Annotated in this window: 14 protein-coding genes; all 14 read right to left on the bottom strand. The window is 41.4% G+C overall.

Annotated elements, in window-relative coordinates; genetic code table 11:
- Positions 1-4 precede the first annotated feature (4 nt).
- Positions 5-1,198: a DUF5013 domain-containing protein gene (locus DXB58_RS20390; protein WP_122138093.1), complete on the bottom strand. Its 1,194-nt coding sequence runs from the start codon at positions 1,196-1,198 to the stop codon at positions 5-7.
- A gap of 36 nt (positions 1,199-1,234) precedes the next feature.
- Complete coding sequence (locus DXB58_RS20385) at positions 1,235-3,031, bottom strand: RagB/SusD family nutrient uptake outer membrane protein (protein WP_122138092.1); 1,797 nt, start codon at positions 3,029-3,031, stop codon at positions 1,235-1,237.
- A gap of 33 nt (positions 3,032-3,064) precedes the next feature.
- The gene (locus DXB58_RS20380; protein ID WP_122138091.1) at positions 3,065-6,313 is read right to left on the bottom strand and encodes a TonB-dependent receptor; all 3,249 of its coding nucleotides are present in this window, start codon (positions 6,311-6,313) and stop codon (positions 3,065-3,067) included.
- A 49-nt stretch (positions 6,314-6,362) separates the two neighbouring features.
- Positions 6,363-6,893, bottom strand: coding sequence for a sigma-70 family RNA polymerase sigma factor (locus DXB58_RS20375; RefSeq protein WP_004302348.1), 531 nt, complete (start codon positions 6,891-6,893; stop codon positions 6,363-6,365).
- Positions 6,894-7,130: 237 nt separating this feature from the next.
- Positions 7,131-7,505, bottom strand: coding sequence for a hypothetical protein (locus DXB58_RS20370; protein WP_004305864.1), 375 nt, complete (start codon positions 7,503-7,505; stop codon positions 7,131-7,133).
- Between the two features lie 114 nt (positions 7,506-7,619).
- Entirely contained in the window at positions 7,620-11,696 is a 4,077-nt protein-coding gene (locus DXB58_RS20365) for a hybrid sensor histidine kinase/response regulator transcription factor (protein WP_122138104.1), read from the bottom strand.
- A 44-nt stretch (positions 11,697-11,740) separates the two neighbouring features.
- Entirely contained in the window at positions 11,741-13,669 is a 1,929-nt protein-coding gene (locus DXB58_RS20360; RefSeq protein WP_122138103.1) for an alginate lyase family protein, read from the bottom strand.
- A gap of 440 nt (positions 13,670-14,109) precedes the next feature.
- Positions 14,110-15,522 carry a glycosyl hydrolase family 28 protein gene (locus tag DXB58_RS20355; RefSeq protein ID WP_122138090.1) on the bottom strand — a complete coding sequence of 471 codons (1,413 nt, stop codon included), beginning with the start codon at positions 15,520-15,522 and terminating at the stop codon, positions 14,110-14,112.
- Positions 15,523-15,856: 334 nt separating this feature from the next.
- A complete protein-coding gene (locus DXB58_RS20350; RefSeq protein WP_122138089.1) occupies positions 15,857-17,002 on the bottom strand; it encodes an OprO/OprP family phosphate-selective porin in 1,146 nt (381 codons plus the stop codon).
- Between the two features lie 13 nt (positions 17,003-17,015).
- Positions 17,016-18,386 carry a DUF5690 family protein gene (locus DXB58_RS20345; protein ID WP_122138088.1) on the bottom strand — a complete coding sequence of 457 codons (1,371 nt, stop codon included), beginning with the start codon at positions 18,384-18,386 and terminating at the stop codon, positions 17,016-17,018.
- A 218-nt stretch (positions 18,387-18,604) separates the two neighbouring features.
- Positions 18,605-20,971, bottom strand: a complete 2,367-nt coding sequence (locus DXB58_RS20340) for a hypothetical protein (protein ID WP_122138087.1) — start codon at positions 20,969-20,971, stop codon at positions 18,605-18,607.
- 24 nt (positions 20,972-20,995) lie between these two features.
- Positions 20,996-23,029, bottom strand: coding sequence for a tetratricopeptide repeat protein (locus tag DXB58_RS20335; protein WP_122138086.1), 2,034 nt, complete (start codon positions 23,027-23,029; stop codon positions 20,996-20,998).
- A gap of 26 nt (positions 23,030-23,055) precedes the next feature.
- The gene (locus DXB58_RS20330; protein WP_004305849.1) at positions 23,056-23,601 is read right to left on the bottom strand and encodes a DUF3575 domain-containing protein; all 546 of its coding nucleotides are present in this window, start codon (positions 23,599-23,601) and stop codon (positions 23,056-23,058) included.
- Positions 23,602-23,842: 241 nt separating this feature from the next.
- Positions 23,843-26,596: a heparinase II/III family protein gene (locus DXB58_RS20325; RefSeq protein ID WP_122138085.1), complete on the bottom strand. Its 2,754-nt coding sequence runs from the start codon at positions 26,594-26,596 to the stop codon at positions 23,843-23,845.
- Positions 26,597-26,748 lie beyond the last annotated feature (152 nt).

Below are 26,748 nucleotides of genomic sequence, written 5' to 3'. Positions count from 1 at the left end.
CACATCATTCAAGAATCAATTTTAATTCTGTCACCTTAAAGTATGAATTACCTTTAGCCAGAGAAGTCAGGAATCCAATGACAACATCCGTTGTCTCCGTCACTTCAAATGAAGGTGTTACCAAAATACCCGAGTCATCATTTGTTCCAGCTTTGTCATAGATCGCACAAACTCCATTTAATTGCTCAATATCAGCTACATTCGGTATATCACTCTCACTATTTCCTTTGGCCATCAATGCAGAAATAAAATTCCCCGCATCACTTACTACCATCGTATAGGCATAAGTAACTTCCAGTCTGTATTTACCAGGACGAAGTGTAGCAACTTGCCATATTTTTCCGTTCGTATAAGCTTCCTTCTCCCATCCATTCTGGAACGCTAATGTGAAGCCCTCTGCTGCTTTATACTGCATTCCGGTAACAGTAGTATTATTTTTTGCATTGAAAGATGCCTTATTCTGATTCCATACTGCCGGAGTCCACCATTCACCGTTCTTCCAATTTTCATCATTTGCCTTGGCAAACGGCTGCTTGTAGTTTTGAAGGTAAAGCACTGTCACATCACCTTTTGAGTTAGGATTAAACATTGCACTACCTGTCATTGTATATCCATGAATAGTTACAGTCACATTACCTGTTTTATAATCTGCAGGAGTTGTCGCAACAATAGTAGACTCATCCACCAGTTCAAATTCAGCCGGTGTTCCATTGAAGCTGACAGAAATATCAGATGGATTCGTACCAAAGTTCTCACCTGTTATAGTAACCTTGTCTCCTGTATCGGCTACCCCTTCACCGTCTTCACTATCAGAAGTCACTGTAATGACACGTGGTGTAGGCAGTACTGTATAATAACCGATATTCTCTACCTTTTTATTATAAATCTGTAAAGACAGATTGCCTGTTACTGCAGTTTCCGGCACTTCCACTACCAAACGGTTATTTTTGCAATCGAGTACTTTATTGGATTGAGCTTCACCGAAGAAAACTTTCACTGCTTCAGCACGGTCACCAAAATTGGTTCCTGTAATAACTACCTGTGTAGTGACATATCCATCCGTAGGATAAATGCTCTCCACTACTGGTACAGGATAATCATAAACTCTATACTTGGGGTCTTGCTCACAACCGGAGAAAAGTGCGGAAACACAAGCAAGTATTGCCAAGTGAAATGTATATTTGAATAAAAACTTCATATAATCTATGGTATTATACGTTAAACGATTGAATGATTAATATCCCGGATTTTGTACCAGATTTGAATTCAGGTTGATTTGATTTCTTGGAATTGCCCACAAATAATCTCCCTTAGTAAATGCGCAGTCGGATGATTTGAGAAGCACTACACAAGGTAGTTTACCTTTACCTGTCTCTACTTCTTCCGTCCCTTTCGTAAAAATAGCCGGATTGAAAGCACTGGTAGCATTCCCATTTTCGTCTATAAATGCCGTCGGATAGCTGGCATTACCTACTACCGCACCGCAACGAGACTCATTCAGATTCTTCTCCGCAATACCCCAACGTTTCAGGTCGTCACAACGGAAACCTTCCATATAGAGTTCCAAAGCACGTTCACGGCGGATCTCATCCAGCATTACCTGATTGACTGTCTTACTCGCATTTGCCGGCACTCCTTCCTGAATTCGCTTTGCCAATGCATTTGTTAGGTTGGCAATTCCCGCACGGGCACGAATTTTATTTATCGACTTATTCAACTGGTCATCTGATATTTCACCATAACGTTCCATCACAGCTTCAGCATAATTCAAGTATACTTCTGCCAACCGAAGTACCGGATAATTGGCCGATTCATCTTTACTTTGGCGTTGAATATCAGTAATAGCAAATTTGGAAACACCATACCCACAGTTCTCAACTGTCAGGCTCGTAGAATATGAACCCACATAAGAGGTCAAACGGAAATCCCGGTTCTGAAATTCGTCCCCCGGATTCTTATATCCCTGAAACTTATCAGACATACTGACCGGAAGCCCGTCAGTGCATAAAAACATATCAATTAATTTCCGACTGGGACGCATATCCGTATAAATCACCTGATTCAAAGCAACCTGTCCTTTACGCGTTTCCTGACTATATACAGAAGCTATGATAAATTCCTTGTTCGTGACTCTTCCTGCACCGGCAGGATTGCTAGCTTCTTCTTCAATATTAAACAGGTAACGGCTACTCAAATTTTTCATTGCTGTCACATTATTATAATTCCAAAGAGAATAAGCAGCATCCCCCATCACTGTTTCGGATAGTTGAACAGATTCTTCCAGGAAAGCATTTACCTGATCGGAAGCCGGACCGGCAGAACCTTCAAAATCTGTAGAAGTACCATTGTACTTACGCCAGGTAGCTTCATAAAGTAACACGCGAGCCTTAAATGCCTGTGCAGCCTGTTTGCTGATTTTACCTTTGTCGGCAGAGGTTATATTCTGTTCCAACGGCAACCCTGCGATAGCCTCATCCAAATCGGAAAGAATCAAGTTGACAACCTCATAACGGCTGTTACGTTTTCCATATAACTCCGGTGAAGTCACGTCGAGAACTTTCGTAACGACAGGCACTCCACCAAAAAACTTCAATAAGTAAAAATAGTTATAGGCACGGAAAAAATGACCTTCGGCTAATTCTTTTTTAATATCCGCTAAATTACCTGTATAGGAAGAAACTGCTCTTTCAAACATGTGATTAGTGGCACGAATATTACCATAGCAATTACCCCAACGGCTATCGTCATTAGGAACTCCCATCACACCGGTCCCCACACCATACGAATATCTGAAACAAGTAGAAAGATCGGATGCCGCATCCATGTGATCGAATATACTTCCATAGGAAGACTGCCATCCCAATAATTGCCCGTAAAGCCCGTTAGCATATTCACGGAAATGCTCCGGAGTTTTGAAATAAATCACATCTGTCTTGGCATCCAGTGGTTCCAAGTCAAGGAACGTATTCACGCATGAAGAAAATCCCAATGCGCAGGTGCAAATTAATATATAGTTCGTTATCTTTTTCATATCTTCTATTCTGTATTTAATTTTCCATAGCTACTATAAAGTGATGTTCAGACCGAACGACCAAGTACGTGCAAACGGGTATCCACTGTTGTTGGAGGCTGCTCCCATTTCCGGGTCGAAACCGTCTCGAATACTGGTAGCTTCCCATAAATCATTACCAGAGAAGTAAACACGTACTTTTTCCAGTTTCACCTTGCGAGTCCATATCTGCGGCAATGTGTAGCCGACTATTAATGTTTTCAAACGGATATAGCGGTTATTCTGCATCATAAAGTCGTTATTCTGATAATTCCAGCGTGCGAGATTCGCATTGGTAGTCAAGCGAGGGAATTCAGCATTCGGATTGCTCTCTGTCCATGTCTTTCCCAAATATGTCGGGTTCTGATTGGCAGTACGTGTTTGAAAAGGATAAGCCATCCAGTCATTACGGATAACATACTGCTTGCCGACACCTTGGAACATTGCGTTCACATCAATACCTTTCCATGATCCTCCCAGTGTGAAACCGAAAACAAAATGTGGATTGGAGTCACCGAGATATTGCAAATCGCTATTCTCATTCCCTGCACCGGAAATCTTATAATCACCATTCAAATCCAAACGTTTGGTATCACCTGGACGCAACCGGCTTGCACTTCCTGCTCCTACACCAGTCAAATCTTCTTTACCCTCTCCATAGAGTGCATAATAGCGGTCTACTTCTGCCTGATCTTTAAAGTAACCATCTGTGCGATAAAGAAAGTACGAATTCAACGGATACCCATTCACGGCTGCATTCCAACCAGCCCCATAAGAATCTGCTCCTTCCATCTCTTTCAACAGACTCTTTGTATCACCAATATTAAAGTTGGCATAGTAAGAAAAGTCTTTAATCTGATCGCGCCATCCAATAGTGAATTCCCAACCTTTTACATTCAAATGACCACTATTCGTTTTAGGAGCTTTACCTCCTAATACACCCGGATATGTGACATTTACCAACATACCGGTATTATCTTTTATAAAATAATCGAATGTAGCTTTCAAACGATTATCGAAAAAGTTAAGATCGATACCAAAGTTTTTCTGTGAAACTTTCTCCCAAGTACGGTCATAAGAAATTAAACCGCCAAAACCTGAAGATACCTGATTGGCAGGTATAGTTCCAAAACCGGCTGTTCCAAGAGAGACAGTAGACACATAATCGTAATCACCCAGCCCGACATCATTACCCGAACTACCGTAACTTAAACGCAACTTACCAAAAGAAAGAACAGGTTTTAAAAATTCTACAAATTGTTCTTCCGAGAATGCCCATCCCAAAGAGACAGAACCAAAGCTTTTGAAACGATAACCGGGAGCAAACTTGGAATTTCCGTCACGACGCCCCATCAATTCAACCATATATTTTTCCGCATAGTTATAATTCAAACGGGCAATATATGAATAGGTACCATTATGAGTCTTTCCTCCACCGTTACCCTGTGTACCCGTAGCCAAATTCAAATCGTAAATTCCGGCATCCTCAAACTTCTCACGGGCGGTAACAACTTTCTTAGTCACCCATTTCTCGGCATTGATGCCGAACATAGCATCTATATTATGTACTTCGGCAAATGTACGCTTATATTTCAATAACCCTGAATAGTACTGATACCGGGCATTATTTGCCTGTACCAAATATCCCGGCTGATGGGAATCTTTAAAATTCAGCACATCTTGCGGAGTACTAAGGGTTTGTGTTGTTTCATATACTAACTTCGCCGTCTGCTCGCCGAACCAATTGTAACACTGTACCGGAAGCGAATAGCGTTCTCTGCGATATTCCTCATTTTGAAATGAAGCAGTACCCTCGAAAGTGATTCCTTTCCAAATATCCACCAATGCTTTAAAATCGACACGAGTAGTCAACTTCTCTCTCTCGTCACGTCCACCATCCGTTGTAGCTGCTGCCGCATTGCGATCACCTACATTACCGAAGTTAGCGTACCATTGTCCATAGGGATTTTTTGCCGGGAAAAACGGAGCATCGTTTCCGTAAAGTGTACGGTCGATACCATGTGTGGGTGTTTCGGTATTTGTTTTAATCATACTGGCTAAAGTCTCCAGTTTGAACCAATCAGTCAATTTGATGCCGTAGTTTAAGCGCAAGTTCAACTGTTTCTGTCCGTCATAGGCTGTAGCCAGATTAGCCTGGTTATCAGCATAAGCTAATGAAATGCGGTAATCGGATTTATCCGTAGAACCTGCTACACTCAAGTTATGCTGGTAAGAATAACGGCGGGCAAACAATTCATCCAGGCGATTGGCATTACCAACGAACATCGTACCCCAATCGGCTACAGTCGACTCATAAATACCTTCAATGCCTTGAGCCATCTTCTTCAGGTTTTCTTCTCCCCAGCCCCACCAGTCATGTTCCGGCATTTCTTTATTGGCTTCCAGCCACATGGAAGCATATTCCTGCATACTGGGAGAGAAAGCCATAATACCATTGGTAGTGAAACGCATATTGAAGCCATAATCAACCGTTGTCTTGCCTTTACCTTTTTTGGTAGTAACCAAGATAACGCCATTAGCTGCTTTCGCCCCATAAATGGAAGCTGAACCGTCTTTCAATACACTAATATTCTCAATATCATCCGAGTTTAGATTTTGGAATGACTCTGAATTCAATACGGGTACTCCATCCACAATAATCAACGGACTACCGCCATTGACAGATGTCAGACCACGAATCTGGAAATTTAAACCTTCATTACCCGGACGTGAGGAAGAACGAGTGACTACCAAACCCGGAGTGGCTCCTTGCAGAGCAGCACCGACATTGGTAATGGCACGACTTTCCAATACCTGGCTACCAATTTGTTCTACCGCCCCTGTCAACGTCGCTTTTTTCTGCGTGCCATAACCCACTACAACAACCTCGTCCAGTGCATTATTATCTTCCTTTAATACCACTTTAAAATCAGAGCGGTCATGAAGGTTAATAATCTGATCTACATATCCGATATAGCTAACTTTTATCTGTTTGGCATCAGCAGGAATATTCAGCGTAAACCGACCGTCAATATCGGTAATTACTCCTGCATTGCTTCCTATGACCACTACATTACAACCAATCAGTGGTTCACCATTCGCATCTGTCACAAGTCCTTTGATGGTGCGGCCCGTCTGGACTACCATCAAACTCTCTTCTACAGAATCATTTGCATAGAGCAATACACCGGGCGAACCACCCAGCAGCATGGCGAAAGCCAATGCGACTCCTTTTGAACATAAGAATTTGGATTTAATTTCCATAATACTATTAAATTGTTAAAGTTAATATGTGTTTTTCCGAATCTGGTATTTAACCGACTTTGGAGAATTCATTTTTCAAATAAGTACGAACCGTTTTACGAGCCAGTAATAATTGACATTCTACTGTACGGGGAGATAAGGACAGCTTTCCTGCAATGGCAGGACAAGAGAGTTCATGATTGAAACTAAGTTCATAAATCTGACGGCGTTTAACAGGAAGAGCTTCCATAACCTGGTCATGCATCTTCTTTAGTTCACGAAAATGAATGGTATCTTCTGTGGTATTCCGACTGGTGTCTTCCATCCTATTATATATGTAGGCGACGAAATCTTCCTGTTTATAATAACGACGGATTTTATCGGTTACTATATTGCGAGCGATGGTAAAAAGCAAAGACCAGACTGTATCTTTGTTCACGAATGCCCTGTGTTCCCATAAGCGGACAAAGACATCCTGTGCCAAATCTTCCGCTTCATGCGGATGGCAAATGCGGATAGCGATATAGTTCTTGATATACTCCTTATATTTAAGATAGCATTCAGAGAAGAAGTCGTCAAATGTAGCTTGCTGTTTATTCATGGCATTAAATTTATCCGTTTAACGATGATACAAAAGTAGGAACAAGTTTCAAATTCAAATACCACAAAAGTAACAGATAACAAAACTATCGTAACAAGCGTGTATTTTTGCAAAAACTTCCCATTTCATCGGGATAAATCTAACCGTCACACCAATAAAAAAGGGGATGTCGTTACATTTGACGACTCCCCTGTTCTTATATTTGCATGGATGAAAGCTTTCATCCGGAAGGATTCATTATTTATTTTCCTGTGATGCCTGGAAATCCGGTATACGTTTTACGTTCGCACCTTTCATCACACCTCTTTTGATCGCTTCATTCGTATCGGTGATTTCTTTCTTCACACGTTTATAGTATTCTTTTGTCAGTCCTTTCTCTACTGCTTCCGATTCTGTTACTGCCCAAAGATACTGATAATCCATCAACATCAAATCCGGTGCCACTATTTTAAAGAAAACACTATCATTTGCAAATTTTTCACGTAAGTCTCCCAAATAGATGGTATCTGCAGGATTTACCTCCTTAACATTTGCATTATTTTTTGAACTGCTACCTCCGCAAGAGGATAACATCAAACCTCCTACCAATGAAATTAAAACTAATACTTTCATATCAACATATATTATAAAATAAAACTTCTTCTGCCCCAATGTGAACAAGAACTTAAAATTATCTCACTTATTCAGCGCAAATGTAATAATTAAACTACAAACACAAGCACAATGTCATTCTTTTCTTCCCGATTCCTCGGCATATTGTTTGGGAAGCATACCGAACATTTCTCTAAAACACTTCGAGAAATAACTGGGTGAACTGAATCCTACCCGGTTCGCTATTTCAACAATCGGCAACTGACTTCCTTGTAATAATTGTGCTGCCCGTTTCAAACGGATGCTGCGAATAAAGTCTGTCGGTGTGTGTCCGGTGATGGATTGCAGCTTGCGGTAAAGGCTCATACGCACCATCCCCAGATCACCGCTCAATTCTTCTACGCCATATTCCGGATTGTCCATGTTCTTTTCTATGTATTCCAGACACTTCTGTATGAGCTGTTCGTCTACTGAAGTAATGGTGATAGCACTCGGATTTATTTCTATGTTCTTACGGAATTCTTGTTTTCTCTTTTCCTGTTGCTCTATCAGCTTTTCAATGCGTACCATCAGCATATCAAAGTTGAAAGGTTTCGACATATAAGAGTCTGCTCCTACTTCATAGCTGTTAATCTTGATATCATCGGCAGTGCGGGCCGTCAACAATATCACAGGTATATGGGAAGTCTGCACGTTCGTCTTGATCCGACGGCAAAGTTCGATACCGTTAACTTTCGGCATCATAATGTCGCTGATAATCAGGTTTGGATTTTCCTCTATTGCTTTTCGCTCTCCTTCCTCACCGTCTGCCGCTTCAATGATCTGATAGAAATCTTCCAACTGTTCTTTCAGGAAAGTACGGAACTCCTGATTGTCCTCCACTAACAACAGTTTCTTCAGGTTATCATCAACTGTAGATGTAGTGGTTTCTTTCTCTTTAACATCTGATGCTTCCGTTCCGATGATTTCTTCCGGCAGTTCGTCCGGTTCCGGTTTCAGGTCCATCGGCAACCAAACAGTGAATACTGATCCACGATCTATCTGACTGTCCACTTTAATACGGCCACCATGTATATTTACATATTCCCTTACCAAATGAAGTCCGATGCCACTGCCTATTTTTTCGTCCCCTTCATTTCCTACCTGATAGAAACGGTCAAAGATATAAGGAAGGTCTGATTCGGATATTCCGATTCCAGTATCAGATACGGATATTCTCACGTAGTTTCTTTCTTCTATCTCTTCTGTCGCGAGCTGTAAGTTCACTGTGCCTCCCTGCGGTGTATATTTGAAGGCGTTGGACAAGAGATTATTCACAATCTTATGTACCTTATCCCGGTCGAAGAACATATAAAGCGCTCTATGTTCCGATTGGTTCACAAAGTTAAGGTGCTTCTCTACTGCCATTGGCATGAAGTTGTTATAGGCCGAAACAATAAACTCCTCCATATCGCCGTTCATCAGATGCAACCTCTCTCCTTTCATTTCCAGTTTGCGGAAATCGAGTAGCTGATTCACCAATGACAATAGGTTTTGAGCATTCTTATAGATGGTATTCAGTTGTTTTTTCATCGCATCGTCTGTCAATCGACGTATCATCATGTCCAATGGTGTGATAATCAGCGTCAGCGGAGTACGGAGTTCATGGCTTATATTTGTGAAGAAACGGAATTTCATCTGATCCAGTTCTTCTTTCTGCTTCAACGCTTCCTCTTCTTGCATACGAATCATCTTCTGCCGGTTGCGGCGGTTTATTACGTAAATCAGCCCGAAGATTAAGAGAATACCTAAAATTGCATAGAAAACACGAGCGGCCAGTGTATCCCAAAACGGGGGATGAATTACAATTTTGAATGCAGACTCCGGTCCCCATATCCGGTCGTTTCCGGCAGCGGACACACGGAAGATGTATTCGCCCGAAGGGAGATTATTATAGACAACACGTCCTTGTCCATTCTCAAAAAGGGTTTCCGTCCATTCCTTGTCAAATCCTTCCAGTTGGTAACGAAAAGAGGTTTGAGAAGGATTAGGGAAGTTCAGACCGGAGAACTCAAGTGTGATATAGTTCTCATCATATTTTAATTGTACTTCGTCCGAATAACTTAATGCTTTATCAAATAAGACACGTCCGTTATATGTTTCGCCCGACACAACCGGAACATTAAACAAGCGGAATGAGGTAAACAGAGGACGATTGAGGCACTGATTATCTATCATGTTTTCTGGTGAGAAAGCGATAAAGCCGTTCATCAGCCCCAGAAAAAGCTGATTATCCCTGGTCATTAACGAAGGGAAACTATATAAATCATCCTGACGGATTTCATCTTCCGACAGACAGCTGATTACATGAAAACTGTATTTATCTGCTCTTCTGTCTACCTTTATCTTATAAATAGAAGTGACTGTCGAAATCCATATATCATGGTTCTTATCTTCCACTACGTTCAGGATAGCTTTAGACAGACCTTCTTCTTTCCCTAATGTGTAGCTTTGCCCATTGTGGGTCAAGACGCTCAAGCCATATTGAGTAGCAAACCATAAAGTTCCCTCATGGTCTTTGAGTATCTGATTATACTTGATACTTCCCTGATTGAAGATTGAATTAGCCTGTCCGTCTTGCTCCGGTATCCATATTTTATTCGTTGCAGGATCGTAAATGTAGAGTCCGTTATCACTGCCTACTACCAACCGGGATTGATTATCTATGGCCAATGCATTCGCTACTTTGTATTTTTTGAGTTCGGGAAACTGTTCGGACAATAAGTTTATCTGCCCGTTTTCCGGATTGAATAATCCTACACCGCCATATATACTTACCCACAACCGACCGGAAGGGTCTTCGACCATGACACGGATATTACTGAAATCCAGTTCATTCTGATAATCCGTATCGGGATAATCGTAAGACCGTACCTTTCCATGATCTATACAGTAGAGTCCGTCGTGGTATGTTCCGACCCAAACACGCTTCTTACTGTCTTCATAGAGTACACGGCAATTCTTCTGACTGAATTCATGATAGAATCTGTTCATTCTCTTAGTCTCCGGTTCATAACGATAGACACCTTGTGTAGTACCCATCAGAATTTCTCCTTTAGACGTTTCGAGCATACAGCGTATTTCCTCTCCTTTCCAGTCGCCATTTATCATCTTCTTATTGTACAGTACTATTTTATTCATGCTGGGATGATAATAACACATTCCCTGATTATAAAGTCCTATCCAAACGGAATTATTTTCCCGGTCACAATAGATGCTCTGAATACCGTTTCGTACTGTATTACCTGATAATAAAGGAATATCCAGTGTCCGGGTTACAGAGAAATTGTGCATATCAATGACATAGAATCCATCAATAACGGTTCCTACCCATGCATTTCCACCTTTATCTACGTCCATAGAAGTAAACCATGAATAGTGCCCGAGTTGGATACCCGAAATTTGATTCCATTTTTTATTATAGACATCATAATAGCCTACTCCACGATCCCACATCAGCCAAAAGTCACCATTATCGAGTATCTTCAAAACCACACGGTCATCCGGTTTCAGTTGGTCTTTCAGAAAATCAAGTTGCTGCACAAAACGTTTCTTTTCCAAATCGTAGCAACGGATAGCCCCTTTCTGATGAACCATCCAACTGTATTTTCCATGACTTTCTACTCCGAGCAATCCTCCATAGTATTCCATAAACTCGTCATTCCTGCAAACCTGTTCGATTGACTTTGTCTCTGCATCATACATATAGACAGAGGAACCCGGCGTCAGAAACCAACAATGTTTCTCTGAATCAATAATCAGGTCCGCCACTTTATCCTTCAAGCCGAATTGCTGAAATAAGGAATCTACGTTATAGATATACTGTTCGGTAGTCAAATCGAAGACACGCAGGCTCTTGCGTTCTTTCATCCACAAACGTTTGTCGGCATCAATATATTGTTCGGGAATAATATGGTTATATGCTATCGAATATTCGCCATGAATATTGAAAGGGAAATTTGAATAGTTCGCACCATCATACAGGCTTAATAACACAGTACTTCGCACACCGATACGTCCGTCGGGAATGGGGAAAACGCTTTTTACATAGTTATCCGGTAATCCTTCAACAACTCCAATCTGGCGGAATACATAAGGGGATTCTTGCGAGCTAATATAACCCGGATACAATACTCCCATTAGTATGATTAACAAACATATTCGAATTTTCATGGCCATCTTTTTTTGTAGTACTATTATTAAGTACGAACGAAAAATCAAATCCCCTTATCCTGCTTTACTATTATTTTCTGAATTTCGAGTTTATCTCCGGCTTGCCCTATCTGTAAACGAAGTACACAAGCTCCTGCGGGAAGAGTAAATTTTCCTATTTCTCTTTCCGTCCATTGTACGGAGCCGGGTAATTGCATGGATTCTGTCTTTACTTCCGAATCAGAAGCTACGGACAATAAAGAATTTCCTTTTGATTGATAAACAAGATAAACGGTATAATCTCCATCGGTAGGAATACTTACAGTATAGTTCATCCATTCTCCATCTTCTATTTGGGTAATGACGTAGTTATCTTCTTCTTTTCGTAGCTCTACTGCTCCGTCAGGTCTGTATTCGTTGCCGCGTTTCTTTCCTACATTGTGATAGGTATGTCCTTCGGGATCTTCTGCAAGACAATAATAATCGTAATCGGCAGCCAATATCTCACAAGGTAACGAATGAATTCCTGATACACGCTTTCCTGTAGAAAAAGAAACGGGATCGCCTGCCATCCAAGGAGTCAATCGTTTGGTTAATGTTCCCCAGCCGGTCCATTCATAAAACCAGTTGGGCGCTATTCCCCAATTCTCGCAACCATAATGCTCTATCATATAATCACGGTAACGTTTCAGCCAGGTATAGTCGTTTGCAGGCAATCCGGTACGTACTGCATAATGCGCCAATGCCATTTCACGAGTTCCGCCGCTACCTGCTACGTCTCCACGTCCGTGAGGAGATACAGCTATGGATTCCCAACGTCCACTACGGCTTTTTATCTGGAGAAATTTACCGTTCTCAAAGGTAACTTCAGTTGGATTCTTACTAGAACCTGTCGGTTCCCAAGGCTCTTTTTGCTCTTCATAGGCCCGGACTTTAGAGAGGTTATAACGATAGTTCCATTCCAAACCAAGAAGCAAACGGTTATTGAGACAATTATATAAAGAATCTCCCTGATTCCATGCCATTTCTGCGATAGCTACATAATTGTGGATACCTGCCAATACATGTCCCTGGTCGCGACTGGACTCCTGACATTGACCGTTCGGATAGATATAATACTGTAGCTGTTCATCGTATCCATAATCTGAAATCTTGTTTTCTCTTCCTTCCAATTTATAATCAAGCATGGTTGGTGATTTCTTAATCGGTTCTTTGCTAATAACCGGTGGTCCTGAAGGATAAGATAAATCATCCGGTCGATGCTTCATTCCCAATAAGTAACGGTAAGCACGGTCATACATTACTTCGTTATCCAAGTAAATACCCATTGCCATCATTCCACGAGCAGCGAAAAGTCCTTGATTACCAAACCTTGCGGCATCGAAATTAAAGATATTCCAATAGAATGTAACTCCGTTCTTTGAATCATCCCAATAATTTGCATATTTAGAAGAGAAATCTTCCGTATTGCTATATCCGGGATAGACCAACATATTTTTAAAACGTTGCTGGTCTTCTGCCTTCCAACCGGGATAATCACGCATTAATTCGGCGGCATCAATCAAAAGATAAATTTTTCCGTTATCTAATGGTCCTGTTCCCCGACTACTTGTGTTGGTATAATAAGAATTAGCATTCAAATATTCGACCGCTTTACAGGCATAAGCCTCATCGCCCGTCAGATGCCAAAGCAAAGCTAAATCATGTGCCCGCCTGCCATCTACTCCGATAGTAGCATTAAAACGTCCTTCTCTGATTTGTTTTCCCCGATTGATGACTTGCGTATTGAGTGAAGAATAGGGAGATTCCTTTAATTTCAGGAAAGTAGAATAATAAGGCTCGTGTTTCGCCTTGACCATAGCTTTCATCCGGTCTAAATCACCTTGGGTATAGGTGATTCCGGGATGGATAAAGTTACGTCGTTGCGCTTGCACTTCATTTTGAATATTCCCGATCCATACAATCCCAATAATCCATATAATTTTGTTAATCATAGTGCGATTCATTTTTTATACAAGTGATAAGCAAAGATAGTATTTAGTAATAGAAAGGAGTTCAAAGTGAATGAAAACATTTACTTTGATTAGCATAAACCCGGGAATAAAACTCTTGCTTTGATACTCATGGCTCTCTTCCAGACTCCTTAATTCTGATAGCTTTGCTCTCATCTATTAATAGATAAGTTATTATCTTCCTATTGCAAAGTTCTTTCCTTCTAATACTAAAGTTATTCTTATCTAATAGAAATCTATAATTGCAAGCTTTAATTATAAAAACGCAAGTTTCATTTATATAATTGCAAGTTCTAATTATACAAATGAAACTTGCATTTATAGTTTATGTTTAACCTAAAGAAAGTTTGGTCTTAGAAGAAAAGAAGTTTGTACCTAATACAAAGAGATTTTCCCATTCATACTTCATGTACCGGATTATACTATTTGACTGTGATATTCTTTATGTATTCATTCGTGATAAAATCATCTATGTTTTTCATCTTCATACCATTGATAATCACATTATCAAAGATGATATTCCTAACGGAGCGTTCTCTATCAAACCCTTTCAATAGAGACGGATTCTCCCCTACTCCATTATAAATGATATTGCGGAAAGTAATATCTTCAATTCCCCGACCGGGTTGCTTATCATACTTTGAATTGAAACGGACATTAATATGAAACAATCTTCCCTCCTGGATATTCTCTACACGGATGTTTTCAAATAATATCTTGCGTACCAAGTTTTTATCACCGCAATCCACTGCCATACAGCCCTGATAAAGAAGATCATCTTCATCATGTTCCAGAACATCGACATTACGGACAGTTATATTCTCAATAATCTCTCCAACCTTGTCGTCCGGATTACCGTGTCCTCCAATGTTGATCGGATGAGCAATATCCGCCCAAAGGATTGAATTTTGTAAAGTCACGTTACGACTTCCTCCGTAATAGTTCCAGCGATGGGCATAGATGGCAATACAATCATCACTGTTCCGCATAAAAACATTGTCTATTAGTACGTCACTGCAACACATCAGATCTATGCCATCACTCCATCCTTTACAACTAAAAGATTTTAAGTTGTTGATAGTCAAACCAGTAGATTCACCTCCGAATACTGTATAGTGATCAGGATTTATGACTGTAATACCGTCAATCCATACATTTTTAGAATGAGTAACTTCTATTCCACGGATCGGATGGTCGAGAATACCACGCCCGACAATACGTACATTTTCAGCTTTGTCAATCAATAATTTAGCTTTTACAACAGCTCCGGGAGCTAAATAAACAGTAGTATTGGAAGGAATCTGTATCTGTGTATTCGGCAAATCTTTCGGACGATGGACACCCGGTCCGAAATACATTACTTTGTCACTACTTTCAGTATAAGTTTCTGTTTCCAAAGGATTAGCAAACAAATGAAGATTATGCAAACGATCACCGTTAAACTCAATCGACAGGTATTGAGGTCTAGTGAGTGTAAAAAAGATAGCATTGTGGTTTACTGTATGTTGTATGCCCATCGCTAACGGACGGATTTTCACATCCTGAATTGTGCCATTGTTCTTTTTCACCATCACTTCTACGGGACTGCCCATATCAAACTGTACCATTGAAGCAGATTGTACCCGATCCATATCGACCTGGACTTCATATTCGAATACATCCTTCCATTCACCGCCTGCTTCACGTACTTTGACTGTATAATCATCATTATGTGGCATACCAGTATTCAATCCTTCCGGATAGGTTACTAATTGGGCATTCCCGAATGTCGAAAATGCAATAGCTATTGCTAACAAACATTTTCTTTTACCTGATAAAACTCCTACTATATTCATATCACTAAACTATGTTATATTTTTAATTATTCTGTTTATTGAAGTTCTTTCTAAAACTAGACTTTCTATTCCACCCTAGTTGGCAAACTGATAACAAAAACTATAAAAATAACCAATGCAAAAAATCTCCTTTATTGTCTATTACGAACAATAAAGGAGATTTACCTAGAACATTCCAGTTTTTTCTGTCTTCTTATTTTTTACTTGTTATATACGGTTCTGCATATTGAGTCGGTAGTGCTCCCGACATATCCTTGAAACATTTAGTAAAACTAGTATAAAATACACCTTCCTATTCTTTATTATAGCTTTATTCAAACGGAACTGCCAAGTATTAGAATATGAATTGAAAGCGTCCCTGTACTACGCTAAAGTTTGCACTTTCAATCTCTTTGATATGCGAACCGGGGATGAAGTAGCTATAATTCAATTTAACAGCGATGTGTTTATTGATATAGTAATTCAATCCGAGGGAGAGGTCTTTCTGTGTTCCACCTTTTATTCCGGTATCATTCAGAGAGAGATAATTGAAACGGGCACATAGTTCGAGTGCCTTTCCTTCCGGTCTTCCGGGACAGGCTACTTCTTCGTCATACAGATAATTCTGTCCCAACAATAGCCAGGAACATTGCAGATAAGCTCCTTGTGCCGTATAGTTCTCAAACCCCTTTTCCCGTTTTACATGGGCGCGGATGTATTCACTCTGAAGAAAGAATTTATGATAGTAAATCAGCAGTTCGGTTCCTATTTTAAATTGGGATACTGCATGATCTACATCTGCTTGCATTAATGTACGATTATCAATCGTGCTCACGCCCGGAGATTTATAAGTAAACGTATCCCTGTTCTTATCTTCAGGAAGCGTGCCGTCCGGTGTACGATGGATAGCTGCCAATCCTATATGTATCAGTTTCGCTTTCTCATAAAGTGGACGGTATACCAAACGTCCGTCAATGGCATATCCTTGCGATGCGTTTTTCAGGTTGCTCAAATCATTATCGGTAAAGAATCCGCCACACAGATAGTAATGTTTGGTACGATAGGAATAGGCTACTCCCATACGTCGACTATTTGTCAATGCCAGCACTGCTCCCGGAGATTGGTTGAAGCGAAGATCAAATGTACTGCAAAGCATATCGAGACTGAATGGCTCGTAGAATTGTCCTATCTGAATGGAACTATTCTTATAAGAATAGGTGGCAAAAGCATCTTTGATGGCTGTTTTGTTTCCGGCATATCCCATTTCCAGTTTCATTCCCCAGTTCTGATAGGTAGCTTTTACACCGATGCGAAGGTCATTAAATTCCGTGCCGTTGCCAAAGTTATTCGGATTCTTCAGATACACTCCTCCATCCATTAATAGACGCCCGGTGATTTTATATTGTATGCCATCGGGAAGATTCTGTGCCGTTATCCGGGAAGTCGTTAGTATTAGAGATAGAAGGAAGGAGAATTTCAAATATAGTCCTATTATTTTCATCGTCCACCTTTTATCAAATTTGTGAAAAAGTAGTTGGCTCCATACCTTCTCCCGTAAATTTTATCCCGTTGCTCATTTCTGCTTCTTTCGCTTTCTTCAGTTGTTTCTCTTTTTTATAGCGCTGTATCAGGTAAATCATGGAACAGGTAAAAGCAACCGTACAGATCAGTCCTACGTAGCCGGATAATATATTATAAAATTCCAACCAATTTATGTCTGCATGGGCAAATTCCTTGAACATCAAGACAAGTACAGTTCCTGTATATCCGATAAAATCAATGGTCACAATAAAGAAACCGACATTTCCCTTTATCTTGAAACAGGCGATGAAGCGGTCGAAAAAAATACTTTGAAAACAGAGGTAGGCAATATACAGACAGAGACTTTGGACAAACAGCCAGGTGATTGCATCCAATTGCAGAGAATCATAATTGAAAGATATAAAACTCATGGTGGTTGTCCCAAGTACGACCAATCCCAGCAGGGTAACCAAAACTTTTATGTTACTTTTCACAAAGACCATCGCTCCGAATAACGCCAGGATTATTAATGTAACGACTGTGTCTACCTGCGCAAACATCCATGAGGATTGTCCGTTCATATCAATAATCTTCACCAGGAAATCTTCCTTAATATCTCTAAGCACTACCAACATTAGGTTAGCTACAAACAATAATACAAGAAATGGCATGAAGTCGATGAACAGTTCTTTCCGTTGCTTGCCATTCAGAGTCACACGACTACTTTTCTGTTCTATATCCTGTGCCGTAGGTTGTGGCAAACGGGTTAAGCTATATCCCAAAAGAGCCAATAAAGGAAGTGCAAAAGCACCGATAAGTGCCGGCATCCAAAATTCGCTGACGTTCAATGTATTCATAACGAACAATCCGATGGATTTTGCCGTTCCCGAACTGATAACAATACTGATTCCTAAAAGACTGGCCAAAATATCCGTAGTGCGGCGACCTTCGATAAAACTGAAAATAACTCCCCACATACAGCCCAATGACAATCCATTGAAGAACATGGCAAACATATTATAAGGAGTGGGAAGTGCTCCGAACGCAACCAATGACAATTCCGCTACGGCAATGGAAACGAGTATAAACTTCAGGCGATTCTCTCTCTTCAATTCGGAAATCAACTTGATACCTATAAACTTGGCTATCAGATAACCTGCTATCTGAATGATAGTAACCAATACTTTATAATCAAAACCGAATGCTTCTATTCCGTCAAAAGCAGCAGCTGTGAAAGGTTTGCGCAATGCATAAACCAGTGAGTAAGAAAGAAGGGCTGCTCCACCTGCCCATAGAATAAAGAGGAAATCGGCTAGTCTTCTGTTTGAACTTAGTTTCGATATTGCTTCAGTAATCGTTTTCATACGTTTTCGTTTTATTTCTGGAGCAAAAGTAGAGGAGAATGGCAAGGGAGAAAATGAATTCTAAAGATTCATTTTATTCATTATCAGGTAGAAATGGAAGTAATATTAATGTAACGTTTATGTAACCGTAATTTCTTGGAAATGGAATACAAAAAGGGTTGCACAATCACTGATCCGGTATTGCGCAACCCTTTTTATTCGATTTCTTATTTTTCTTCTTACTGGAAAGTAGGCATCTTGAATCTGTACAATAATCCACCTACCATGGAAGCTACGCGGTCAGGTCTTCCCTGTTCGGAGCCATCGTATGTATCAGTACGGATACCGACTTTAGGTTCGGCATACAGATACAAAGAAGAAGCCACTTTCAGCTTTACCTGCACACCGGCATCCAGTCCCGGCACTGCCTGGAACTTACCGTAACGGCGTACCAGTCCGGCCGTAACTCCCACAAAAGGAACAACATCTATCACATGATCGGGGCTGTATCCTTTTGCCAATGTGGCCAGACTCATCATATAATCCATACCCAAACCGGCATAATGGAGATTCATCTTCGACGATGTTTTGGCCTTGTACATAATTGTTCCATTTACCCGCCATGCAGATAACGGAGTGTACCATTTACCAATACTTCCTTTTGCTTCTACACCTGCATTCTTCACCAAATCTTTGTTGGCTACGAGCAAGCTACCCAATCCAAGTGCACCGGAGATGAAGTAACGCTTGTCATCCTGACCAAACACGCTGCGATTGACTGCTTTTGAATAAGGAACAAAGCGATAGTGGAAACCTGCATTGACTCCTACCATTACGTCTTTCTGCATAAAGCCCAGATTACCTTCAATGAATTTATCTCCATACAAGCGAATCTGCGGTTCAATGTATAAACCGAGAAAATCATTCACATGCCATAATCCCTGTATGCCTGCATTAACACCCGGTTGGAATTTATGGTCTGATTTGGAAGTATAAGCAAGGTTGACACCTACCGAACCTATTAAATCAAAGATACGATCGGGATTGTATCCACTCATGGTAGACGTTATGTTCCACAAGTAATCAAGACCGCCACTAACGCTGGCATGTCTAAGTTTGCCCGCTTTAACACTTCCTGGAACTACATAATTCGTAAAAAATCCACCTGTACCCACCAGGCGCAAACCGGAATAAGGGCTCAACCACTTACCGATAGAAACAGAAGCCTGCGGACCTAAAGAACCAAGGTTTTCAAGATTCGTCTTATTCAGGAACATTTGCACACCGATTCCCGAAGTCATAAACAGATTGTCTGCGATGTGATTGCTTGAGAATCTGTTCTTCAGACGTGCCGCACGGTCAATCGTATGATAAGTCAAACCAAAATTCAACTCTCCGAGCTGATCTGTATTGCCACCTACTCCGCGACCTCCTGCATATCTCTTATTATACACATTGAGGCGAGGTTCTATAAATAAATCCACAGAACGGTTGATACGGAAGCTTCCTTGCACACCAACTCCTATTCCCGGAGCATACTTGGCGGTTTTATCCACTCCTTTCGTACCTGCCAGGTTAACTCCGGCAATACCGATCAGACTAAATATTCTGTCTTCATCATATCCCCAAAGAACATTATTGATATTCAACAGATAGTCCGCATGCAGATCGACATGTTTAAAGTAACCGCTTGCACTGCCCGAAGGGGTGTCCGAAAGTCCAACTGTCCCGGACAAACGCAGACCGGAAGAAGGACTGAACCATTTACCGATTCCGGCAGAGAACTGGGGGCCTAATCCTTTAATCGTATTCTTGATTCCCGGAACTTTCAGTGTACTGATACCACCGGATAAAGAGATAAACATATGATTCAGGAAGGAACTTTTATCGAAATCATCGAAATGAATCTTAGTTCCCATCGGAGCAGCAGGCATATAGGTCAGACCTACCAGAACCGAGCCAGCCATTTTATAGTTTCTCCAACTTTCCGTATACGCAAAACCGTCATTATACCATCCGATCCGTGGCTCTACAAACAAATCCAATGTAGAAGAAAGACGTACATTTCCCTGTAAACCGAGATGAGCGCCGTAATAAAGCTGACCGCCGCCTTTCAAATCCGGATACTTTTCGGAACGATCGCTATTGTCGCCCACCTTAGAATAACCGGCTTCTATACCTGCAATCCCTACTAACTCAAAACAACGGTTTGCATTGTGTCCGTATGCCAGGGAGGACATATTCAACAGATAGTCCAGGCTGCCACCACCCATTTTTATTTTAGAATCGTAGATACTCGACGGCAGATAACCTAAATTCACCCCTATCCGAAGTCCATGAACCGGAGTAATCCACTTTCCCATAAAGAGATGGGCGGTCATTCCCATTCCATCCTGACTATCTCCACTTGTTAACAAGCTGTATGGCCCTATTCCGGCAGAGAAAAAGAGATGTTCATTGAATTTATTGCTCTCGAACTTTTCATTTGCAGGCCGTTTCTGTAACATATATTGCAATGCACCATAATCCTGTGCCTGTAAGGTAACAGCAAGCATCAGGAAGATTGCCACTGCTACATATTTATTGTTGATTCTGAAGATATTCATCGTTTACTCTTGTTGTATATATCATTATTTAATTTTCTGCTCTTCCGGCAGCAAGTCAATAATATCACCGTCCACCTTCGCTACTTCCAATAAGGAAGGATCAAGTTCAAGGGCCTTCTCAATGCTCATAATCGCATCACCTATTTTCTCCAGGCGGTTGGCGGCAATCGCTTTTATATAATATTCGCGGGCGGTCTCTACATCTATGGTAGAAATCTTATCCCATGCTTCCTGATTCTTCTTCATTGCGAGCAGCATCACCACCTCATTGAAAGGGCTGGTAGCCGCCACCTTTTCGAAAGCATCATTATAATAACCGGCCAATGCCTGAACGATGGCCTGCAAATCTTCAGAAACCGCTTCTTCGGGAACCAAGGTCAAGACTGAATCTGCTTTTGTATATTTCCCTTCGTGCAGCAAGGCAATAGCCTGATTGGACAATAACTCCGCCGGTGCCGATTTACTGACAAACGGTTCGAGAATACGTGAATCCGGAGTATCTTTCTGTATCGTTGCCACTGCCAGTTCATTGGCTGCATACGTAAAGTTATCATAAAGTTCAAGAGCTTCCCTGCAATACTTTTCCCTTTCGTCGGGAGTTTTTGCTGTCGTAATCATACGGTAATATTCGAAACGGGTCAGTTCCTTCGGATTCTTTCTGTAAAGTTCTCTAATCTCGTCGTCTGTCAAGGAACGGAAAATTGAATAACCATAGGTATATTGCACCTTTCTCAATTTAGGCAGATAAGTAGCCGCAAGTTCCTTGTAGAAAGGTTTCGATTTCAAGACCCCATTCAACCGGTAAGGAGTAGCTGCATATTGTTTGATTAAGTCCTCTACTTCTTTAGCCAGTTCCGGCTTGGAGTTTTTTTTCAGCAATTCAGCTACCTCCTTCCAGGAGGCAACCGATGCATCCGATTTCACTTCCAACAGTTTACGTGTTTCCGGGTCCAGTTGCGCCAGAATACGTTCCAGGGCTTTATCCGTACGCAATTTTGCCAGACGAAGATTCGTCTCGTAAGAACCGTCCGGCGAAGCCACCCCCGTAATATGGAAACTCTTCAAAGAGGCATCCGGGTTCGTCTCAATATCACGTAATTCCTGATTCAACCGGTTCAGTTCCACCTGATTCTGTGGATTCTTATCATCCAGGTCGGCTTTACCTACCAGGAAGGTTAAGTTTACCTCACCTTTCGTATCCCGCAACTGCATCACGGGTTTCGGAAGATATTTCTCATCTGTCAGGCTGAAAGCGGAGAATTTATACTCCAAGAAACGAAGCGGGTTGACTGTTCCGCGTGCAATGGAGAAAGAGTCGCGATAAATAATATTCCGGTAATTCTCCATCGCCAGATGCACATCTGCACGATAGTCATGTTGTAGATATTCTATATAGATAGAATCATGATAAGCAATAATATCCCCTTTGCGTGAAGAAGTCGTTTTCACACGGATGTAATCGTGCAAAGGGTCTTTATCCATATCATAATCGTACATTCGATTTTGCGTTGTATTATAAGTATCTCCGTCGAATACAACAGGACGCATCAACAGACGCTTTTTCAGTGTCACATCATAAATGGAAGGCTGCAATACCAAGCGGCGATGTGAGTTAAACATCTCCTTAGGCACCGGGACACGGGTTTTCAGATGGAAATAATTGCCTTTGATTTCGATGTCCGTAGGTTCCGGAATCACTTTATCCTTCACTTTGGAGGTAATCGTTACCTCGTCCAGTTCGATGACGGCATCTTTCAATACCACATTCAGAATCTGCTTTCCTGCCACCTTCACTGTTTTGTCTTCATAACCGACACATGTAAACTTCAACGAGCCGTTTTTCTCAACCAAGACACTGTAACGACCATCCTCGTCGGACATTTCTATACGTTCGTCATTGACCGGATTCAACACATTTACATTCGGAACACTTTTTCCCTGCGGGTTTGTGATATGCCCCTGCACGCGGATCCGTTGGGCGGATACATTCATACCGACGAACATCATCGCCACGAGAAGTATACCTGTTAATCTATCACGTTTCAAATTGATTTTCATTCTCTTTTCTGACTAGCTAATGTTCGTTATCGAATAATATAAACAAAGGATACCCCCAGTTTGACAGGTGCAATGGTAGTCTTACTATCGTTGACCGCACCCGGTTTCGGAGTACCCTTATCATACTTAAACTGACGGTAGCGCAACACCCCCACTCCGGCAGTTGCTTCGATGTTCCAATGATCGCCCAGCACCCATGCGTATCCATAGGTCAAACCGGCGGCGTATGCATCGCCTTTGTGATGCACATCTTTTACCATCATATCAAAATTATTCACGAAAGCGGTGATTCCAAGAAAATGACTCACCATCGGACGATTTAGCCAGTAACGAACTTCAGGCTGAAAATGCGTGAAAGTCGTTTTAAAGTTGTCTGTACTGATTGGGTTCGCAGCAATCCCCATGTTTAAGGAGACATGACTACCCAATACAAATTCTGCTTCTACATTCGGACTGGCGGTCAGCCAACCCAATGCATTTGTCTTTACAGCCACCCGTTGTGCGTGCACATGTACACCACAACATAATAACAGAAATGATAACGCAGCTATTACCCTGCGACCATTTCTCATCACATATACCATAATTTATTTCCCACTAAATATTTCCCACTAAATATTTACCCACAAAAAAAGGGCTTACTGTCCATTTTATATACTACTTGGACAGAAAGCCACAAAATTAGAAAAAATATAGTATTAAAAACGTTTAAACACGCTTTTTTTGTTTTTTATTGCAACAATTTCCATCTTAGGCCATCATATACCATACTACGGATAAGATATACTATTTTTCTTTATTACAAATGAAACATCAGATACGCAACAACATAGGTTCCGACGCAGCATCGGGTTTTATCTTCTTATCGCCGATAACAACCGTACAGGGAGCAGAAGAAATAATATACCATTTCCCTTCTTTCTTTTCAAGCAATACATTAGCGGCATTGTCGGTCTGAATCATTATCCTGGGTGCAACCAATTGGGTTCCATTCCCTAAAAACAACGTCCGGTTTCCTGCATATTCATTGCTGATAACAGCATAATCCGCTTTCACTTTCATTCCTTGATAAGTAGCGGTTTGTGCGGCATCGGATAGAGAGAAGATATGATCTATACGTCCGTTTTTACTTTTCACACAGATTCCGGCAAAGTCTTCTAAACCTGCTCCTTCTGCATCAAAGTAAGAGACGGACTGAATAGCAGACGGTTCCTTTTTTGTACTCGGTTCATATATCGAAACAAAAGGACGATTCCATGCTTCTCCATGCTGACGGGCAACAAATGTCAGCGTCGGCTGCTCCTTTATATTATAGGGCATATTCGGTGTACGGCTTAGCCCTTCGGTCATTGGCGCCAAGGCCGTAAAGACTTCACGATCCGGTTCGCCTTTCATCCAAAGATTCATGTATATATCATCGCCATCCTTATCTTTCATATCTATGGTGAAAGTTGCCTTGACATCCTTATTGGTCGCAGCCACTTTCTTATCATATAAATAGGAATAAGCGTAAAGATGTGCGCCTGCAAAGGCGAGTTCTTCCGTAGGCTGGAGATTCAGGTCGCTACCATCTGTTGCCGTCAATGTCAAAGTCTGCCCAAGGTTGTGGTAGAAGTAATCGTGCATCTTATCGCCTCCTTTCTCTTTTCGGCTGCGAAATACATCGACATAATACCCCGTCTCCGCCCCGGTAGTGACAATACTCATCATACGGGTCTGATCCGCCCTGCTTTCCGGTTCACGGAAATAAAGGTTACTGTAAGTAATGGATGTAAATGCTTTGCCCGGTTCTACTGATGCCGGGAAACAGGAAAGCAAATCAAAAGAATGATTACTCTTCATCACCGGATAGCTCGATATTCCATCCACACAAACTGTATTATGACTGGGGAATTGAGAATAATATTCCGCATAATCCAGTCCGCTGTACAGGAAAAGACCGATACCTGCATCCGGGCCCAGTACATATCCTTTCCCATAAAGTTCCATCGAAATGCCGTTAGCATGCATGTGGTTCCCTTCACTGCCATTCAACGAAATCATCAAACTGTTGCGCGGATGCATACCGTTGCGCTGTACCAGCCATGACACATTGGGAGCATAAAACAAAGGAGAAACATAATCTTCTATCTTTCCCGGCTGCACTTTGGGATTTAGCGTCAGCGGTTTATCTTCAAAGAAAGAATTGACAGATACACGCACATTCTTCTTTTCTGTTTTATCATTTCCCAAATCCGGGTTCAGGCATTTCAGTAAAGCCGTGAAATAGTTTTCCTGTTCTTTCTTCCCGTTCGCCTGTGCATTCTGTATCATACGGATAAAGAAATTCGTACTCAAATATCCCGGATGCGTATCTCCAAAGCCACAAATCATACGGTTGGGAAACAGATATTGGGGAGTGGTTGCTACCGCTTTCGACAATACAGGCATTGCTTTCACCAAATCATATTGTAGATTCGTATCAAACTGATTCACGAAATTAGCATAATCATTGATTACCACACTGCTATATCCGGGACACTCTGCCCAAATTCCCGTATTTATATCGAAACCATAATCTGCCAATCGCGTCAAACTCCACTGGCGGATGCTGGAACGGTTCATCACATAGTCGATATAATATTCACGTCCTTTTCCGTCGGCATATTCCTTATTGTCTTCCAATACCAATCCGACATTCATAATAAACCGTGCCTGTAGCAAATTCCAATTATTATGAGGTACACCGTTCGCAATGATATTATCCGCCCATTTCTTAAAAGCTCCGGCGTAGATTTCCATTTTATCCGGGTAATTGGCCTTTAGGTAATTATATAGAAAATCATATAAAGGGACAGCGATATGGAGTGCATCTTCATGGATTACTTCGAAAGAAGTCAATCCTACCAATGTTTGCTGATGGCCGTGATTCAGGTCGATGGGCACGTTTCTATAATAAATGCCTGTCATATATGTATCAAAGACCCCTGCGGCAAGTTTGGCGAATTTCTCTTCATCCGTCATCCAATAAAGGAAAGCGGCATCACGCGCAATTCGCAGGATTTCGCAGTTCAGGCTTTCAATATTCCGGCCGGTTTTGGATGGGTGTACACTCTCCATAGGACGGTCGGGAAGTGCATTATTGCAGAAAGTGACATTCCCGTTCTCATCATCATAAGGAACGACATCCGCCAATTTGGGACGGCCGTGGGTAGCAGCCGTTCCACGGGTTCCTGTGTAGCGCACAGTAGGATAAGGAGCTTTTTCGCCACCTGCATGGTCGAACGTTTCACCTTTCACATATACTTCCGTGGCATGAGACTTCCAGTACATTGCCAAACGAGACAGCAACCACGACGGTTGAGCATCCGTCAGGTTCGTATATACTTCCGTCCGTTCCTTCAATTTATTGAAAACATCTTTCGCCCATTCTTCTTTTTTAATCAGCTTCCATGTTTCCTGCTTTCCCGCCGGAGTAGTCAGTACCCGCGGATGCGCCTGCGGCATCTTTTCCGGCAAAGGAATCTCTTGTCCGGATGCGCTGTTCAGAAAGGATAGAAAACACAGTCCCAGTAAAATTCGTCTCATACTTCAATTTTCTTTTTTAGGTTTGATACCTATTAAATACGAAGATAGAGATTTATTTACCTAAATCCTCCGTCGAAGATCAATTTTATTTGTATGAGACTGTGCTGTTATTCCAAACAAAGAATTATATTTGCAAAAAACCTACTAACAAT

The organism is Bacteroides sp. OM05-10AA (genome assembly GCF_003439055.1).
GTDB lineage: Bacteria > Bacteroidota > Bacteroidia > Bacteroidales > Bacteroidaceae > Bacteroides > Bacteroides intestinigallinarum.
Note: the sequence above shows the minus strand (reverse complement) of the source record. Positions and strands in the feature narration are given on the sequence as shown.